This is a genomic window from Bradyrhizobium sp. USDA 376 (assembly GCF_054063675.1).
On sequence record NZ_JBSSGN010000001.1, the window covers coordinates 1,631,507 to 1,650,484 of the forward strand.

14 protein-coding genes are annotated in these 18,978 nt (G+C 57.8%); 7 read left to right on the forward strand and 7 right to left on the reverse strand.

The window, feature by feature from the left end:
- Positions 1-28: 28 nt before the first annotated feature.
- The 7 genes from ACVJ19_RS07580 to ACVJ19_RS07610 form a co-directional block, all read right to left on the reverse strand.
- Positions 29-247 carry a hypothetical protein gene (locus ACVJ19_RS07580; protein ID WP_453949534.1) on the reverse strand — a complete coding sequence of 73 codons (219 nt, stop codon included), beginning with the start codon at positions 245-247 and terminating at the stop codon, positions 29-31.
- Complete coding sequence (locus tag ACVJ19_RS07585; RefSeq protein ID WP_453949532.1) at positions 244-1,248, reverse strand: glycosyltransferase; 1,005 nt, start codon at positions 1,246-1,248, stop codon at positions 244-246. The genes ACVJ19_RS07580 and ACVJ19_RS07585 overlap by 4 nt, the downstream gene beginning before the upstream one ends.
- Positions 1,249-1,393: 145 nt before the next feature.
- On the reverse strand, positions 1,394-2,536 hold the full coding sequence (locus tag ACVJ19_RS07590) for a glycosyltransferase (RefSeq protein ID WP_453949531.1): 1,143 nt from the start codon (positions 2,534-2,536) through the stop codon (positions 1,394-1,396).
- 137 nt (positions 2,537-2,673) lie between these two features.
- The gene (locus ACVJ19_RS07595) at positions 2,674-2,823 is read right to left on the reverse strand and encodes a hypothetical protein (RefSeq protein WP_453949530.1); all 150 of its coding nucleotides are present in this window, start codon (positions 2,821-2,823) and stop codon (positions 2,674-2,676) included.
- Positions 2,820-4,055, reverse strand: a complete 1,236-nt coding sequence (locus ACVJ19_RS07600) for a DegT/DnrJ/EryC1/StrS family aminotransferase (RefSeq protein WP_453949529.1) — start codon at positions 4,053-4,055, stop codon at positions 2,820-2,822. Before ACVJ19_RS07600 ends, ACVJ19_RS07595 begins: the two co-directional genes overlap by 4 nt.
- On the reverse strand, positions 4,045-4,704 hold the full coding sequence (locus tag ACVJ19_RS07605; RefSeq protein ID WP_453949528.1) for a sugar transferase: 660 nt from the start codon (positions 4,702-4,704) through the stop codon (positions 4,045-4,047). The genes ACVJ19_RS07600 and ACVJ19_RS07605 overlap by 11 nt, the downstream gene beginning before the upstream one ends.
- On the reverse strand, positions 4,691-5,812 hold the full coding sequence (locus ACVJ19_RS07610; protein WP_453949527.1) for a Gfo/Idh/MocA family protein: 1,122 nt from the start codon (positions 5,810-5,812) through the stop codon (positions 4,691-4,693). Before ACVJ19_RS07610 ends, ACVJ19_RS07605 begins: the two co-directional genes overlap by 14 nt.
- Before the next feature lie 433 nt (positions 5,813-6,245).
- On the opposite strand from ACVJ19_RS07610, the gene ACVJ19_RS07615 reads away from it, so the two are divergent.
- From ACVJ19_RS07615 to ACVJ19_RS07645, 7 genes are all read left to right on the forward strand, one after another.
- The gene (locus ACVJ19_RS07615; RefSeq protein ID WP_453949526.1) at positions 6,246-8,003 is read left to right on the forward strand and encodes a hypothetical protein; all 1,758 of its coding nucleotides are present in this window, start codon (positions 6,246-6,248) and stop codon (positions 8,001-8,003) included.
- Between the two features lie 670 nt (positions 8,004-8,673).
- Entirely contained in the window at positions 8,674-10,110 is a 1,437-nt protein-coding gene (locus ACVJ19_RS07620) for an O-antigen ligase family protein (RefSeq protein WP_453949525.1), read from the forward strand.
- Complete coding sequence (locus ACVJ19_RS07625) at positions 10,107-11,258, forward strand: glycosyltransferase family 4 protein (protein ID WP_453949524.1); 1,152 nt, start codon at positions 10,107-10,109, stop codon at positions 11,256-11,258. The genes ACVJ19_RS07620 and ACVJ19_RS07625 overlap by 4 nt, the downstream gene beginning before the upstream one ends.
- 76 nt (positions 11,259-11,334) lie before the next feature.
- On the forward strand, positions 11,335-12,873 hold the full coding sequence (locus ACVJ19_RS07630) for a lipopolysaccharide biosynthesis protein (RefSeq protein WP_453949523.1): 1,539 nt from the start codon (positions 11,335-11,337) through the stop codon (positions 12,871-12,873).
- Between the two features lie 76 nt (positions 12,874-12,949).
- A complete protein-coding gene (locus ACVJ19_RS07635; RefSeq protein ID WP_456739366.1) occupies positions 12,950-15,052 on the forward strand; it encodes a hypothetical protein in 2,103 nt (700 codons plus the stop codon).
- A 123-nt stretch (positions 15,053-15,175) separates the two neighbouring features.
- On the forward strand, positions 15,176-17,026 hold the full coding sequence (gene asnB, locus ACVJ19_RS07640) for an asparagine synthase (glutamine-hydrolyzing) (RefSeq protein WP_453949521.1): 1,851 nt from the start codon (positions 15,176-15,178) through the stop codon (positions 17,024-17,026).
- A gap of 551 nt (positions 17,027-17,577) precedes the next feature.
- On the forward strand, positions 17,578-18,960 hold the full coding sequence (locus tag ACVJ19_RS07645) for a polysaccharide biosynthesis/export family protein (RefSeq protein WP_453949520.1): 1,383 nt from the start codon (positions 17,578-17,580) through the stop codon (positions 18,958-18,960).
- Positions 18,961-18,978: the final 18 nt, after the last annotated feature.

Sequence of the window (18,978 nt, forward strand, 5' to 3'; positions counted from 1 at the left end):
ACGCCTATCGACATTGCGCTGGGCACCATCATCGGAGGAAACACTTGTAGGTAGTTGAAAGCTTCACCGGATGGATACGCGAAAGATCTTCGCCAATACCTTTCATATGGCGGGTTTCCCAAATTGTCTCTTCAGTCCCAGCGCCAGCGTGACTATCGGCGGCGAAGCGTTCGTCGGCGACGGTGTGCTGCTCATCGACGATCGCCATCGGCGCGCCCGCGCCAGCCTTCCGCTCCTGCAGCTTCACGAAAGAACGTGTTCGTACAAAGATTGTATCCGCCTTGCGACCGTTGCAAGCGAAAGTTCATGGACCGCGGCATAACCGCCGGAAAGACGCTTTCCACGGACCAGTACCTTCTCTGCAGCTTCCGCGATAGAGGCTGGTTCGTCAGACACGATGTAACATCCTTCGAACTCTTTAATTCGTTCGGCCACGTCGCCAACATCGACGGAAACAATTGGTAGATTGCAGGCAAGAGCCTCCTTTACAATGTTCGGAGAACCCTCATGAGCGGACGTAAGCAGCAAACAATCGACGGCGTTCAGGAAGCGCGCTACTTCTTCCTGAGGCCTCTTATCAAGTGTGACCAATTGGGCAGATGGATTGGATTTTCGAACCAACTCAAAAGCGGCTTCGGCGAGCGGATATCTCTTATAACCCCCTGCCGAGGGCCTGCCTGCAAACAGGACGTGCTGCTCGTCTTCCTTTAGACCCACTTCGCGCTTAGCGACCGTTCTGGGATAGAAGACATCAAGATCTACCCCATTGGAAATGATGGACGTTGTTTTGGCGCGAAGATATTTTGCAAGGCCGGCACTCTTCGCAATATTGTGAGCCGTCGCGCACGACAATAAACGGGAGAATAGTCCGTGCAACACTCGATTCGAGAATCGATATTCTCCCCGCTCGTTGCAATCTCCATATACGTCGTTGCCCATAAAAGACACAACGAGCGGCAGGGTAGTAGCGAATCTGGCTGTCCAGCCTGAGTACATATAGTGCGCATGAACGATATCGTACTGCCTCGAACGTACAGCCCTCCGTACTTCAGCAATACCCTTGATATATTTGCCAATGCCTGTGCTCTTCAGCAGGCAAACATCAACATCAATCCCAAGCTTCGCCAGCGACTCCACTTGAGTGCGGATGAAAACGCCCGCAGACGGATTCTGTGCAGTAGGGTACGCGCCCGTAACATGCAGAACAATCAACGCAGCTTGCTCCTTGTGGCCTCCGGGAATGGCCATTCGTTCACCCGACGCACGTCAAAAACCCCGCTTGATGGCCAAACAGGGAATCAGATCCAGCTCGACTATCGCGCACATAGCGACCAATGCCTCTCAGCAGTCTCCAAATATGGTCGTTCGATCAATCTGAGGCTCCAGCTCGCAATCAAATCCCAACAGAAGGCACCCTATTCCCGCTTGCCAATTGCCGAAACAGCTCAACGTGCTTCTGCACCATTTGCTCAATCCCGAACTTCTCCTCGACGAGCACCCGTCCTGCACGACCGAACGCGCTTCCAATGTCAGGACAGTCGACAATTTCCCTTATCCGCGACGCCAGTGCATTTTCGTCTCCGAATGGAATTAGGAATCCATTCTCTCCGTCCTTGACGATTTCGCGATTGCCCGCCACGTCTGTGGCTATGACCGGCTTTTCCAGCGCCATGTACTCTAGAATCACATTAGAGATTCCCTCTCCGCTTGTTGAGACCAATACTCCGACGGAAAAGGTTCTTATGACTTCTTCGACCCGTTTTCTGACTCCCAGAATGCGCACATTCGAAAGACCGTCGCGCTTCACACGCTCCATGAAGCTTTCAAGATCTGGTCCTTCGCCCACAGCGACGAATGTAATGTCCTTCCGCTCGCTGCACACCAATTTTGCCGCCTTGAAGAACGTACTATAGTCTCTCTCTCGATGAAATCTTCCAACCATACCGACTACGTGTTTGGTTCTTATATCCATCGAACGCTTGACGTCGTTGACGTCCGGAAGATTGTTTATTCGATCAAAATCAAAACCGTTTCGTATACAAAGAGCTTTTTTGCCATCAACTCGAAAAGCTCTAAGTCCCGCTAATGAATTTGCCAATATTACAGTTGAAAATGGAGCTGTCAGACGTAAACGTCGGTACGTATAATCTTTCAAATTCAGATGGGGCGGTGCGTTTTGTATCATTGCATTGATCAGAGCCGATCGAGATATCAACGCAATTGGTGACGCATACACCGAACACATCGACTCCCACGAATATATTATATTCGGTCGGTATCGTCTCGCCAGGCCATATAGCTTTTCGAGAATACTGAAGTCCCATTGTCGGGTTCGTTTGAAGATGTGTATTTTTATTCCCAGTGACCTAACCTCATCATAGTGGATGGTATCTGAAAGAACGACGAGTTCGTTAATGAACCCATCTAGCTTGCTGAACCCACGCAGCAATTCAACCAGTTGCCGCTCCTTCCCCCCGGAGGCCAACGTGTCGGTTATATGCAGCACCCTGATCGCGGGCCTTGACGAATTCAGCATTCCTTCACCCGACCTTATGACCGCAGTCCCAGCGCTCAACCAAAATTAGGACTTTGATATAGGTTGATGTACGTTGGCGACGCAGAGGATTCTCACGATTAGTGTTGCCTCGACGCTTGGCACGAACTGCCACCGGATCATACGCCGCTCTCAATCACGACATGCGGATGAATGACCACCCGGTTGCCAATCGTAACACCAGGCCGCACCACAGCGAACTCGGCGATCGTCACGTCCGCACCGATCGCCTCGGTCTCGACCACCGCCCATGCACTGATTTGATTCATCGCAACTCCTTCCCGCCATCGGCCTGCAGCGCAGCGGACGAATACGTCGACTTCCGCTGCAAGTTCTTGTGACCGTCCCGCTCGGCCGCAGCGCGCGCAATCGCGGCGACACGGCGCACCTGGTCGCGTGTGAGCTCGGGAAACATGGGCAGGGACAATGATCGAGCGGCCATCGCTTCGCAGCACGGCAAGTCGCCCTGCCTGTAGCCGAGATGCTCGAAAGCAGGCTGTAGGTGGAGCGGCAACGGATAGTGGATCCCGGTCGCCACGCCGGCTTCGTCTAACTTGGTTCGCATTGCGTCACGATCGTTCGTGGTGATTACATACAAATGGTAGACGTGCGTCGACCCCTTTCGAACGAACGGCGTCTCGATCCCCGACTGCGCCAATTCAGTGGCGTACCACTCCGCAGCGCGCCGCCGATTGGTGTTCCATTCATCCAGACGCCGGAGCTTGACCTGCAGGACTGCCGCCTGGAGCGCGTCGAGCCGGCTGTTGAACCCGATCTCGGCGTGGCTGTAGTGAGTGGTTCGACCGTGGTCACGCAGTCGTTCGATCCGCTGGGCGATCGCGGCATTGTTGGTGGTGACCGCTCCGCCGTCGCCATAGGCGCCGAGATTCTTCGCTGGATAAAACGAGAAACATGCGACATCGCCGAGCGCCCCCGTTCGGACCCCCTGATATTCCGCCCCGTGCGCCTGGGCTGCGTCTTCCAGTACATAGAGGCCGCGCCGCCGTGCGATGTCCTTGATTGGACCCATGTCAGCCGGCTGCCCGAAGATGTGGACTGCGATGATTGCTCTTGTACGATCCGTTACGGCGCGCTCGATCATCTCGGGATCGATCGTGTAAGTGTCCGGATCGATATCGACGAACACAGGCCGCGCTCCCGTCGCCACGATGGCGGCCGCGGTGGCGATGAAGGTATGGGCGGTTGTGATCACCTCGTCGCCATGACCAATACCCAAGGCCCGCAGCGCCAGATGAAGCCCGTCCGTGCCGTTCGCCACACCGCGCGCGTAGCGCACCTGGCAATACGCGGCGAAATCTCTTTCGAACGAGGCAAGCACCTCGCCACCTACGAACTGCGCGGAGTCGAGAACGCCTAGAATTGCTGCGGCCACGTCGTCTTTTAGCGTCTCATATTGCGCTTTGAGATCGACAAACGGAATGTGCATTTTTTCCAACCTCACGAGAATCCGTCTTTGTTTCCAGAGAACGTCATCGAGCACCGTGCCCCCGCAGAACCGCGGGAAACGTCAGGGCAATCAACTTCAGGTCGGTCAATAGCGTCCAGTTCATTGCATATTCGACGTCCATCTCGAGCATCACCTCGGGGCTGACACGACCCCGACCGCGCACCTGGCAAATTCCGGTTATCCCGGGCTTCACAATGTGACGCTTATGGTGCCAGTCCCGGAAGTATTCGAGTTCATAGGGAATCGCTGGCCGCGGACCGACGATGCTCATTTCGCCCCGCAATACGTTGAGGAATTGAGGCAGTTCGTCGAGGCTGGTTCTCCGCAGCCACCGTCCCACGCGCGTCACGCGAGGATCGTCCGTCAGCTTGTATGGGGCGGCGGGGTCGTTCGAGAGGAGTTCCTTTGCCCAAGCCCTCCGGATCGCCTCGCGATGGACGTTTTCGTCGGCGTTGTGGTGGAGTGTCCGGAATTTGAAGCAGTCGAACGGCTTCTCGTCTCGCCCGATGCGACGTTGGCGAAAGACCGCTGGCCCGGGACTGTCGAGATGGATTGCTATCCACACCACGATGAAGACGAGGGCCAGCGGCACGATCGCGATAACGCTGATCGCGACGTCGAGCGCCCGCTTGCCGAATTCCCGCGGGGTCGCCTTCCGTCGCGTGGCGTCATGCGACGGCAATTTCGGGACCTCCCGCCGGCATGTTCCGCCGCCGAAATATCCGTTGATCCTTGCCATTGCTACGGTGCTTGTGCTTGGGCCGTAGACACGCCGACGCCGCCTCGAGCGCTTCGACAACGCGCAGCCCGTGCATTCCGTCCGCGCACGGCCGTTCCCCGGTCACGATCGCATTGACGAAGTCGAGTATCTCGAGCTTCAGCGGTTCACTGCTGGAAATCGCGGGGATATGCACGTCGCCATGATGATAGGCCGACTGGAAATCGGCATAGGAGTCGCCGTCGATCCGCGGCCTGAATCGCTTCTGGTAAACGCGCACTTTTTCGGACGGCTGCACGTCGTCGAACACCAGCATCGCATCGCTTCCGACGATCGTGATCTGACGCACCTTGACCGGGTCCAACCAGGAAACATGCACATGGGCGGTCGGGCCGCTCTTGAAGCCCATCTTGGCGTAAACAACATCCTCGACGTTGGGTAGAACGTGCGCGCAACCCCAGGCGCCGATGGTTTGCGGCACCTCCTCCAGCAAGCAGAAGATGATCGAGAGGTCGTGCGGCGCCAAGTCCCAAAGGACATTGGCGTCCTGCCGGTAGAGACCGAGATTAAGACGCCGCGAATCTATGTAGTAAAGCTCGCCGAGAGAGCCGCTCTTGATCATCTGGCGCATGACACCGACCGCCGGGTGATACTCGAACGTGTGCCCGACCATCAGCACGCGCTTGCGCTTTTCGGCGATCGCATTCAACTCGCGGCATTGCGCGCTCGTCATGGCGAGCGGCTTCTCGACGAGCGCGTGCTTTCCGGCCTGGAGCACCGCTCGCGCCAATTCAAAGTGCGTCTCTACAGGGGTGGCGACAATGACACCGTCTATAGAAGGGTTATTCAGTACCGCGCCGATATCACGCGAAACAGCGACAGAAGGATATTGTGAACGGATATATTCCAATCTATCAGGACGCGGATCAACGGCCATCGACAACCTTGCATCGCGTATATCGCAGCTGACGCGGATGTGTTTCGAACCCCAGTAGCCGCAACCGATGACCGCTAGCGAGGGGCCGCCGTTCCTGGTCCGAATTTCCGCGTCGTTATTCGCCATATTCGCCATGTTGGCCCCTGTTTGAAGGCGCTCAGCGTGCATCCATTCAAGATAACCGATTGGGCGCGCGCGCCGCGGTAGAACAGGGATTATGATCTACGCTCTTTGGGGGTACACAGGTTGGACTCTCCCCCCGCCCCCTGCTCTCGTAGCGTTGGTCATAGCCAAAGTGATTGATTGGCTGGTCAACCATCTAACGCCTTATCACTTCATCAGTTTTCAGCGCAGAGTCCGCGCCGATTGCGACAAAGAGCGCCCGCATCGGCCATCGCAGATATGTTGGCCGACAGAACCATTGCGCCGGCGTCCTTCAGTGGAAACCTGGCGATCTTTGGTATAGGACTCCCCAAAGAGGAGCACAGTCTCGAGGTCGCGGACGATCCAGGATGTCCGCTGGCCTTGCCGAGGGATGATGCGACAACCAGCAAGGAGCGCCCACGTCATGGACACGGGTTCTTCGATCGCGCTCCTGCTCCGCAGCGACGACACCCCATCGCCCGAGGATTGCAATCTAGCGGAAATCCTCGATTTTTTCGGAATTCCATGGACGGCGCTGACAGTCAGCGAAGCGAACGGGGACAAGGTAGCCTCGCTGACGGCAAGTCATCCGCAGTTCTCCATCCTGACTTCCGCGCGCTGGCTCGCCGAAACCTTGCAGCGCTGCAAGGCCGGAACGTTTCCGGCCTGGTTGGCGGCAGCCGCTTCCGTGTTCGTCTATGGATTTCAACCTGGGGATCCCTGCAGGGCTCTGCTGCGCCAGATCACGGGAGACCCGGAGGCGGATATCCGCGGCATCGACGCGTGGCCGATAACCGTGTCCGTCACTGATGCTTTTCCAGACATGTGCGGCCCTATGTCGGCCCTGCAGATCCAACTGCAGCCCGGCGCCGCGGATGCGGCGCTTGTCATCCGGGATGGTGGCGGATTGCAGAGCATCGCCGCGACGCCAGAGGGACATCTGTTCGCCGGATTTGCTCATTCCGGCGTGCGCTTTTTTGCCGACGCGTCACTGACGATGGTGGACATTCGCGAACGGGCTGCGACTTATTTTGACGTGAAGAAGCGTTTCGCCGGTGCGGTGCCAGTCGTGATGTATCTGAAGTGGTCGTTCCGCGACATCTGCTGGACCGCCTCCGAAACAAACGCGTGCCTGATCATCGACGATCCACCTCTGAGGCCACGGTACGGCTTTCTCGAATTTGGGGAGCTACTGCACTTGGCCAACAAGCAAACGTTCGCGACGACCATCGCCTTCATTCCATGGAACTGGCAACGAACAAATCGCGACACCGTTGCCGCCTTTCGGAAAAATAGCGGAAAACTATCCGTCTGTGTGCACGGCTGCGATCACACCCGTGGTGAATTTGCAGCCCGTTCAGCCGAACTCCTCGACAGAAAACTGAAGACCGCCAAGTGTCGGATGCAGTCCCTTCTCAACAAGACCGCGCTTGATCATGAAAACGTGATGGTTTTCCCGCAAGGGGCATTCTCGCCGGAGGCAGCGTCGGCTCTTAAACGAAACGGTTTCGTCGCGGCAGTGAACACGGAAGTCGCACCAGCCGATGACGCGTCGAACGAAACGACACTTGCCGACCTGTGGAGTGTCGCCATCGTCCGGTATGGGGGATTCTCGATTTTTACCCGGCGGTACATTCACCACGGCATTGAAAACTTCGCATTTGACGGAATCCTGGGCAAGCCGTGCTTCATCGCCGGGCATCACGACATTTTCCGGGGCCATGGCAGCGAACTGGCGGAGTTCCTCCGACAGCTTGCATCCTTGCGGTGGAAACTCTGTTGGCGGACTCTCGGGGACGCCGTTTGCCGCAGCTACAGCATTAAAGCCGGCGGCGGAACGAGCAAAATAAGGATGTTTGCTGAACAACTCCGCATCGAAAACAAGGAGGCGATGACGCGACGGATCCGAGTTATGAAGGAAGAACCACAGCTCGCCTCCTTGAAAAATGTTACAGTCAACCAGGAGATCGTCGCGCACGAATACATGGACGGATGTCTTGGACTGATCGTCGATATCCCGCCCGGCAGAACGGCGGATATACGCTGTGTTTATCACGAACAGCCGGATGCTTTCCCAGATTCAGAATCGGTCTCATACCGACTTGGAGTGGCGGCTCGGCGATATCTATCCGAACTTCGGGACAATTACGGGTCCAGCGACCTGTTTCGTTTTCGCCTGTAGCCGGGAGGCGCGCCGCAATTGAGCGTGATCATGCTGTTTCGGCCCAGGTACAATGCATGATGCTCCAAGCACGATGCTCCTAGCACGATGCTCCTGGCAGGTCGCTTCCTGCTCCGGCGGACTCCGACGCCTGACCCGATAGGTCGCGTTCAAGCGGTCGTCACTTGGCCTCCCGCGCGCCCCGTCGAATCTAACATTGGGACGGCAAATTGGTGTTGCGCAGTGGAATGATATCGTCTCCTGCATGGCGGCACCGCGGATCAGGCATTGTGTTGCGGAAAAGGTCGAACGGCGATCGAGGCCCAAGATGTGCGACGCGCTGGAGGGGGGCCGCGAAGCCAGCAAGCGCCTGTGGCCCGAAATTGAAGACTGGGCGCTGCCCTGGTCTCGAAAGGGCATTGCTGGCGCGCTGGTCCGCGCGCACGCAGGCGGCGGTCTTGCCCGCCGCCAGGAGCACGTGTCGGAGCAGTCGAAAGGATTACCCCCAATTCGCAGAGTTCACGCAGCATCAGACGCTTGCATATGAAGCATGAGACGGCGAATCTCGCGCACTATCTCGATCTGGTCACGAATGACATCAGCTGCGATCACGATCTCCTCGCGGCATCATCCGTGATGTCGCGGACGATGACGCCACGCAAACGTCATTCGACAACATGGCCATCGATAGATGAACGGCTCCTTCTCGAATTCCAGCTCCGTCTCGCCGTTGCGAGCCGACACTTTATTCTTGATTCTCATCGGGATATTTGCCGCGATCGGCGGCGGATTGACGGCAATGGTCGGGGGAACGATTCCCTTTTTTCTTTATTCGTTGCCGATTGCCGCGGCGGTGGTTCTCGCCGACTACCGGAATGGAGTCTGGCTGTTGGTGTTACTGTTGCCCTTCGCGTCAACCCAAATGGTTCCGCGTCAGGTATTCGAGGTCACCGGATTCAATTCGGAAAATTGCCTGCTCGTGCTCACGTTCTCGTCGTTGTGCTTGGCTTCGCTCCGAGAGGCCGTTCGATTCCCCCACCTGCCGCCGGCACTACTGGTTTATGTCGCACTGATTGCACTCGCCGCCTACAGCGGCTCCGCATCGGCAGAGCAAGCGATCACGATTCCAGGCGAGGAGCCTTTAACCGTGAAGACATACATCCTCGACAATTTCGCTAAGCCGATGATTATCCTTGTCGTGGCTTGGATGGCGGCTGTGGTCTCGCGAAATGGAGGTGGGCAATCTCTGATCTGGGCGCTCGCAGGGGCCCTTGTTACCTTCTTCATGCTCGTCGTGGCCGACCTCGTTGGCAACGGCATCAGCCTTGAAAGTCTCGCGTCCGCAGGAGAGCGCGGTTTTCTCAGTTGGACCGGAATGCACGCCAATGAGATCGGCCTCATGGCGAATTTGGGGTTTGCGATCCTGCTCTACACGGCGGCGGCCACCGCCCGACCGATTCCGCGCCTGACGCTTTTTGCATGCGCCATCGTCGCCGCCGCGATGGCGACGCTGACCTTTTCTCGAGGCGCCTTTATCGGCCTTGCCATCATCGTTGGACATTATCTGATCACCCGGCGCCGAACAGGCCAGATCGTTCTTGCGCTGTCGATCATCGTCGGTGTCACCTTGTTATTGCCCGGCGCATTCGTCGAACGAGCGACGACAGGTTTCGCCACAGAGGATACTCATGCAATCACGGCCGGTCGCCCCGACATGATCTGGCGCCCACTATTGCCAACGTTCTGGGAAGCGCCCATCCTCGGGCATGGCCTCGGTTCGACCATGTGGGCCACTCCCAATCTCCACGGAGAAATGCTTCCGGTCGGACACCCCCATAATGCCTATCTCGGCGTTCTTCTTGATATGGGGATGGTGGGTGTCGCAGTCGTCGCAGCCTTCTTCTGGTCGGCTTGGGCCATGTTCAGACGCCTCGCGAAGAACCATGGTGATCCCCTATGGCGCGGGGTTTTCGAAGGGGGCGTTGTTTGCCTGATATGCCTCGCCGTCCAGGGATTGACGGATGACCGATTTGTACCGACCTACCCGCAGGTGGCCCTTTGGCTGTGTTATGGGCTCGCACTCGGCCAGGCCCAATCAACCTGTTCGACCAAAAGAACGCAGCCATGAAGGTGTGTTTCGTCGGTCTTGAAAACCTCCCGGTCCTTGCCCCCGAATACAATCACCATGGTATTGGCGGGGAGGAGGTCCAACAGACGCTGCTCGCGAAAGCACTCGTTGCTCGTGGATACCAGGTTTCCATGCTCGTCGGCGATTACGGTCAGTCCGACGCAGCAGCCTGGCACGGAATCACAACCTACAAAACGTATCGTGCGGATGCGGGCCTTCCGGTTCTTCGTTTTGTTTATCCCCGTTGGACCGCAACGTGGGCGGCGTTGATGCGGGCCGATGCCGACGTCTACTACACGAGCAGTGCCGGCACGCGCGTCGGCTTGGTCGCGATGTTCTGCCGCCGGCATGGACGTGGCCTCGTCCACCGATTGGCACATGACACGGATGCCGATCCGGAGAAGTTGCTGATACGCTACACACGAGACAAAAAGCTTTACGAATACGGATTGAGGAGGGCTGATAGTGTCCTTTGCCAGCACGCCGGCCAGCAACGCGCGCTCTTGGAAAATTATGGATTGACGAGCGTGGTCGCTGACATGCTGGTGGATCCCCCGGATCGGCAGCTGGATCGTGATCAGCGCGACGTGGAAATTCTTTGGGTCAGCAACCTGCGCGACTTCAAGCGCCCCGAGCTCGCCATCGAGTTGGCGCGCCGCATGTCTTCCCGGCATATTCACATGGTTGGCGGTCCACAACCGGGTTATTCCGAACTGTACAGCAAGATCGAGTCTGCCGCGAAACAACTGCCGAACCTGACGTTTCGCGGTCGTGTCCCTTATCACGACGTCGGTGACCTCTATGACCGCGCCAAGATTTTCGTCAATACCTCGCACACCGAGGGTTTTCCCAATTCCTTTCTTCAGTCCTGGCGTCGCGGCGTTCCGGTAGTATCATTTTTCGATCCCGATGGTCTCATCAAGCGCGAAGGTCTGGGTGCCTCGCCCCAGTCCATCGATGAGATGGCTTACGTCGCCGACCACTTGATTGCCGATGAAACAGAATGGCGAAAGGCGTCCGAGCGATGCAGAAGCTACATGGACCGGATGCATGGCGATCACGTGGTGCTGAAGCCCTATGTCGCAGCAATCGAGGAAGCGATTCGAAGGAAGGAACGACACGCGTCGAGCAAACCGGTGTGGCGATGAGGCTCCTGATCGGCGGCGATGGACACAGGAGGGATGCCATGCATGCGCGTCAGCGCGTGCATGGCCTCATTTCCTTATGACCGATGCGCTGGAAACACGACAGCCTGCTGGACGAGGCCGCACGGAGGGGGGCGCGCACGGCATGACGTCAGGGATTCGCCGCAAGGCCGGTTTTCTGGCTACCGCAGGGCTATTCGAGTATGCCATGCAAATGGCGCTGCCGGTCATCCTGGTCCGCCACCTGACCCAGCAGGAGTTTGGGGACTACCGCCTGATGTGGTTGGTTGCCTCGACAGGATTGATCCTGTTCCCCCTTTTCCTGCCGCAGTCCCTGGTTTATTTCCTGCCGCGCGCTGCCCCCGGGACTCGGCCGAAGCTGGTGGGGAATACGCTCCTGAGCCTGTTCGCACTCGGCGGTCTTTCGGTTCTCTTGCTTTTGGTGCTGATGCCCGTCTTGCCTGGTTCGATCGCCGGCTTGCAGCGCTACTCGCCGCTCGTGCAGATTTTCGTCGGCACCTGGATATTGGCATCGATTCTCGACGTATTGCCGAACGCGGATGGAAAATCGGAGTGGCAGGCCTGCGCAACGGTCGGCTTTGCGGCACTCAGGGCGGCGGCATTGGCAGGTGCGGCAGTCGCGTCGGGCGACGTGACCTGGGTTCTGGTTGCCATGTGCGGCGCGGCCATGGCGAAGGTCGGGATAGCACTCGCCTATGCTCTGTTTGCCGCGCAGGAAACGGGACTCGCATTCGACAGGCAGCTCGCACGCTCGCAATTGAATTATTCGTTGCCCTTTGCTGTCGCCCAGGGGTTTTTCCTTTTGCGCGTGCAGGCGGACCAATGGGTCGTGGCGACGAACTTCTCGAACACGGCCTTTGCACTTATCTCGATTGCGTCGACGGTTCTGTTGGTCGGAACGTTGACCCGCCAGCCTCTCAATGATGCTCTTCTACCCAAGATCAGTTCCTTGGTTGGCGCAGGCAAACTCGATGACGCCCTCGCCCTGATACAGAAGGGATACCTCGTACTGGGAATGATGCTGCCCCCAGTTCTCGGGTTGCTGATCTCGACCGCAAATGAGCTCGTCGAACTCATATATACGCGCGAGTATCTGGGGGCGGTGCCGCTCATGCGCATCTATCTCCTGGGACAGATGGCTACCGTCTTCGCGGCGGGCCATCTCCTTCAGGTATTTGGATTCGGCCGGCGGGCCGCAAAAATCGGCGCAATATCTCTTCTGCTATCGATTGCTTTGAGCATTCTTGGTCTCCAGTTTTTCGGACTTGCCGGCGTGGTAGCCGGAAGCGTCACAAGCCTTGTTCTTTGGGAGTGCTGGGCCTTGAACATGGTTTCCAAAGCACTGGGAACCAGCATCGCTCAAATGATACGGCTCGATCAGACTTGTAAAGTCATCGTTGTGGTCGCAGTCGGTGTGCTCGTCGTCCACGTCCTCTGCTCCGGGCTGGACACATCCGTCTTTCTCCGCCTCGTCGTGAAGTCCTCGGTCTTTGTGATGACCATGCTGCTCGGATTTGTGCTCACGAACATGCATCGGTCGCTGTTGTCTCTCCTTCGTGAAACAGCGGAAGTAACGCCCGATGGCCGAACCAGCTGAGCGCCGACATTCAAGACACGTCCCCCTGGCAAAGAGTGCCTGGAGCGCATGGTTCATTCGTCGAGCGTGTCTGGGAATGCTGTTGGCCGCTTTGAGCTTCGCCGCCGGGCATGCAGGCGTTGTCAAGAGCGAGCCATACGTCTGGACAAACGTGAAGTGGGGCGGCGGTGGGTACGTCACCGGAATCGTCGCACATCCATCGGCCCCCAACTTGCTCTACATCCGCACCGATGTCGGCGGATGTTACCGGTGGGATGCTGCCAACCAGCGGTGGATTCCGTTGCTCGACTGGCTCCCGCTCTCGCACCAGAATCTATTCGGCGGAGAGAGCATTGCTATCGATCCATCGAACCCGAATAACGTCTACTTCGCTGCCGGGATGTTCAACTGGTGGCGCGGCGGACCGTGGGATGTGCTTAAGTCCACGGATCAAGGCAAGACATGGGAACGCACTAATCTGAACGTCGTAATGCACGGCAACGATGGTCGCGGCGCGCTCAACGGGGAGCGGCTGATTGTAGATCCGAACGACGGCAACGTCCTTTACTTTGGTTCGCGCAACGACGGTTTGTGGAAGAGCACCAACGCTGCAGCAAGTTGGCAGCGGGTCGAGAGTTTTCCCAAAGGCACGGCGGGAGTCGGGATCACCTTCGTGACCATCGATCGCACGACAGGCAGGGCGGGGTCGCCTTCTTCAACAGTCTATGCCGCTGTACGTGGCCACGGAGTCTATCGCAGCATGGACGCAGGGCTATCGTGGGCCGTCATGGCCGGCAGCCCGGTTGCACCTCACCGCGAAGCCATCGCATCTGATGGAACCCTCTACGTGACCCACGACGACGGCGTCGCGAAATTTTCCGGAGGGGCCTGGACCAATATCTCGCCGCCTCAGCAGAGGCGCAACTTTTCAGCCATCAGCGTTGACCCGACCAATCCAAAGGTCGTGGTGACGATGGAGAGCCACTACGGCTGGTACCGCTCCACGAACGGCGGCGCCAGTTGGACCTTTTGGAACGTGAGCGCCACTTCTTCGGTTCCGTGGCTGCCCAACAGCGAGTTCGCCGATGGGCCGTCGGCGATGGTAATTGATCCTGCCGATCCGAAGCGGGTCTGGTTCACGGACACCGGTGGGGTGTGGCGCACCGACGACATTACCGCCAAGCGCCAAATTTGGCAGAGCTACGTAAATGGGCTGGAAGAGATGGTCGTCTTCGACGTCAAGTCCCCGCCCCGGGGCGCTCCCCTGCTCTCGGCTGTGGCTGACCATATCGGGTTCAGAAATGCCTCTCTCACCACGCCACCGCCCAACGAGTTCGGATATACCCCCTTCGGCAACTCCACAGGAATCGATTTCGAGGAGGCGGATCCAAACTTCGTCGTGCGGGTGGGACATCCCGGAGACACCTCGCCGGCCGGTGGCTATTCCATCGACAATGCGAAGACCTTCACGGCTTTTCCATCCAACCCAAACGGAAACTTAGACGGCCGAGTGGCGGTTTCGGCCACGTCACGGCGGATCGTATGGCTGCCGAAAGGAAGCGTTCCCTACTACTCGACCGACCTGGGCGCCTCGTGGACGCAGTCGGTTGGAGCGCCATCGGCCGCCGTCGAAGGCAAGAACTACTGGAGCAAGAACAAACCGCTGGCCGCGGACCGCACCGATGGAAGCAAGTTCTACCTGTACGACTACAACAGCGAACATTTCTACCGCTCGACCGATGGAGCGGCGACATTCGAGAGCATCTCAACTATTCCGTCGTTGGGCTGGCGACAGCAGGTCGTGGAGGCCGCCCCGGGAATGAGCGGGGAGGTTTGGATGAGCAACGGTGCCTCGGGCCTTTATCGTTCGTCGAACGCAGGTGAGACCTTCGCCAAGGTCGCCAACGTCCAGTACGCCTTCATGTTCAGTTTCGGAGCGCCCCCGAACGGGTCGAAAGTCCCGACGGTCTTTCTCTACGGCACAGTGGAAAACACGAAGGGGGTCTTTAGGTCCGACGACATGGGCACCAGCTGGATTCTCATCAACGACACCCAGTACCAAATGAGCGATCTCGTAAACGGAGCCGGGGCCATGGCGGGCGACCGGCAGGTCTGGGGCCGCGTGTACATCGGGACCGACGGACGGGGCGTCTTCTACGGTGTACCGTCTGATGCAGTCCCAAGCGCGCGGATGCAGTGATTGATTTTGTCCGCTCGTTAACCCCCGGAGATTTGACGAAAAGCGCCCCTCCTTTGTAACTGCTCTGTAACTTGCGATTTTTCGAGTATCATTCTTTTCGCATAGAAAAATGATCGGGCAAGCATGTGCGGAATTGCCGGAATAATCGAGGCCAAGAAGCCGGTTAGCTTTCAATTGCTGCAAAGCATGTGCGATGCAATCGCACACCGCGGCCCAGACGACGCTGGTACCTGGCTCAGTCCTGATCGGCGGGTGGGCTTAGGTCATCGGCGCTTAGCCATAATCGATCTCAGCCCTCTCGGTCATCAGCCAATGAGCTCGGACGATGGCCAGATAACAATTGTCTTTAATGGTGAGATTTACAATTTTCAGGAAGTTCGAGCCGAACTTCAGGCGCGCGGCAATAGTTTTCGCAGCACAAGCGATACCGAGGTCGTGATCGCCGCGTATCGAACGTGGGGCCCCGCGTGCCTCGATCGTTTGGTCGGAATGTTCGCGCTCGCGATCTGGGACGGCGCCAAACGACGCCTGTTCGTTACTCGCGATCGGGCCGGCGAAAAGCCTTTATTCTATTTGCACAAGAATGGCCGGTTCGCTTTCGCGTCCGAACTGAAAGCTATTCTCGTTGATCCGAACATCCCACGGAGCATCAATCGCGAGGCGCTCGACGATTACTTGGCGTATGGTTACGTTTCCGGGTCACTTTGCATCTTCGACGGATTCGCAAAACTACCGCCGGGGCATTGGCTGACTTACGAACCCGATCTGGATCGACTGCAGATCAGCAGATATTGGGACCTACCGATACGTGCCACCAACACCGCGCAGAGCGATTTGCAAGAGCTCACGAGCGATCTCGAAGTCCTGCTGACGCAGAGCGTGCGCTGCCAGCTCATCGCTGATGTGCCGATTGGCATCATGCTGAGCGGTGGTCTTGATTCGAGCCTCGTGGCTGCCGCGGCCGTCAGGAGTTCGGGGCGGGCTGTTCGCACTTTCAACGTCGCCTTTCCAGGCTATCCGAGCTTCGACGAGTCGCGCCACGCGCGTCGGGTCGCTGATTATCTCGGTTCAAACCATACTGAACTCGTCGCTGAGCCGGGCTCGGGCGAGTTCCTGCCTTCACTCATCCGTCAATATGACGAGCCTATCGCTGACAACTCGATGCTTCCCACCTATCTGGTGAGTCGCGCAATTCGAAGGGAATGCGCTGTCGCCCTAGGAGGCGATGGCGGCGATGAACTCTTCGGTGGCTACATTCATCATCCTTGGCTTCTGAAGATCGCGCAACTACGGAAGTTTGGTCTGCATCGGCTCGGATTGGAGGCACTCGCCGCAAAATCGATACCGTTGGGAATCGAAGGACGCAACGCGATCATGGGGCTACTCAGCTGCAATGAGCCACAAACAGCGCTGACGCGACTACTTGATCCGATTACGAGATCGCGACTGACCGGCCGGCCGATGTCGGCTACCCCGGAACTTCGCCGCGCTGGATTGGAAACAGTCTGCGGTGGCATAGATGCGATTTGTGCCGCCGAGTTTCGCAGCTACTTACCGGATGACATTCTCGTCAAAGTCGATCGGGCCAGCATGCTCACATCCCTGGAGGTGCGCGCGCCGCTCCTGGATCATCGAATCGTCGAGTTTGCTTTTGGGCGATTGCCCGGAAGATTCAAAGTCCAGGATGCTCGAAGAAAGATCATTTTGCGTGCTCTTGCACAGCGTTGGCTACCTCCCGACTTTGATAGTCACCGAAAGCAGGGTTTCTCGATCCCTCTGCATGAATGGTTCCAGGGGCCTTGGAGGCCGCTCGTGGACGATCTCATCGCGACCGGTTCGCCACTTTTTGAAAAACGATTTTTGGCGCGCCTCCTGTCAAGACTTCGGTCGACAGAGCGCGGAAGTCGCCGCTTATTTCAGCTCATGATGGTCGAGATGTGGCGCCGTGAGTATCGTGCTTCCGTACCAGAATAGCTTGCAGCTCGGTTCGAGCGTGTTCACCAGCGGTGCCTGCGCTCGGTCGATCCTGGCGCCGGCGTGATCATCGGCGGTGAAGCGTTCGTCCGCGATGGCCGTACTGTTCTTCAACGATCGTCATCTGCGCGCCCATAGTCCGCACCGGCTACGAGTAGGAACTCGGCACCTGCCGCCAACATTAATAGAGCGGCCAATCTGCCCCTTCCAACGGCCTGCGATCGCCGTGCCGCCATCGACCGGATGTGCCGGAAGTTTGGCGGAGGCCGGCAAAACGGGCAATAAGTGGGTAACTACGATGGTCGATTGAGCCGCGACCGCGCGGGATTAGATTCGGGCAGCAATGGAAGCGCCCGTCCCAATGGGTTCGATGAGTATGATCGAGAACCGATCAATCGAACTGAGCGGAAGAAGGCACCGAGTGGTTCGGCGTCAATGAGAGAACGGAACGTAATTTTGCGGATCGCCTGTCGGGAGGCTACTCGGACGGTTGTCCGCGAACAAATTAAGACTTTCACTTCGGTGACCACGTTCGTACAGGGAATGACGCTATGCCGAACTCCAGACTGCGCAATAGCTTCCATGTCGACGTCGATGGCAGCGACCTCGGTCGTTGCATCAAATGGGCCTTGGTGGCTGTTGGCCTGACAATTTCCGTCACTCAAGCGAAGGCGGAATATCTGGTAAGCATCGGAGATGTGCTGGAGGTTGCGGTGGCGGGCGTGCCGGAGCTGCGGCATCGTGCTCCCGTTCAAATGGACGGGAATATTTCGTTGCCTCTGGTTGGAACGCTTCCAGTGGCCGGCCTGCCCTTACCACAGATCCGAGCCAAAATCGGGGCTGCACTTGCGCGCAAGGTATTTCGACAGCGGACGTCCGATGGCCGTGAGACGGTCGTCGTGATCGACGCAGGCGAGGTCACGACGATCATCGTGGAATACAAGCCCATATACGTAAATGGGGATGTATCGAAGCCGGGTGAGTACCCTTATCGTCCGTCTATCACCGCACGCCAGCTCGTCGCCGTGGCAGGCGGCTACGACATCATGCGCGTCAAAATGAGCAACCCGTATCTCGAGGCAGCAGACCTGAGAGGCGAGTATGGTTCGCTTTGGACAGAGCTGGCCAAAGAACAAGCGCGTATGTGGCGCATCAAGACCGAACTTGGAGAGGCAGCCCAGATCACTCCAGGCGCCCTCATGGACGCGCCCTTAGCTCGATCGGCGATTTCGGACATCGTCAACGCAGAAACGGAATATCTGAAGACCAAGCAGAGTGATTATCAGCAGGAAAAGACGTACCTTCAGCGCGGCATTAGACAGGGAGACGACGAGGTCCGCGTGCTGTCAGAGCAGCAGAAGAAGGATGAAGAAGGACTTCACGCAGATCTCGACGACCTGCAGAAAACGACCGAGCTCTTCGGCAAGGGTTCCTTGATCAGCCCTCGCGTTACGGATGCGCGTCGCGCCGTGCTGCTGTCATCGACCCGGAAGCTGCAAACCTCTGCGCAACTGCTGCAAGTCAAGAAGCAGCAGGACGAATTCGTCAGGAAGCTGGCAAAGCTAGACGACCAGCGGAGGCTCGACCTGCTCCGTGAGCTGCAAGATACCAGTGTAAAGCTCAATCAAATCCGCGAAAAGCTGCAGAGCGTCGGCGAGAAACTTCAGTACACTGCGATGGTTCGATCACAACTCGTGCGAGGAACCGGCAACCACGCGGAGATCGCCATCATCAGGAAGGGCGATAAGGGACAGGAACGGATCATCGCAAGCGAGGATACCGAGCTGCAGCCGGGTGACGCCGTCGAGGTCACTCTCCGATACCAGGATGGTCCTGCCGTCCCTCCCCGAAGGATAGGCAGTTCAGACATTCCATCAGGGACAAGCCGGACCGATGAGAGCTCTGGCGATTCGGTACGCATCGGGCAGAGGTAACAACAGCCGTCGCAATTC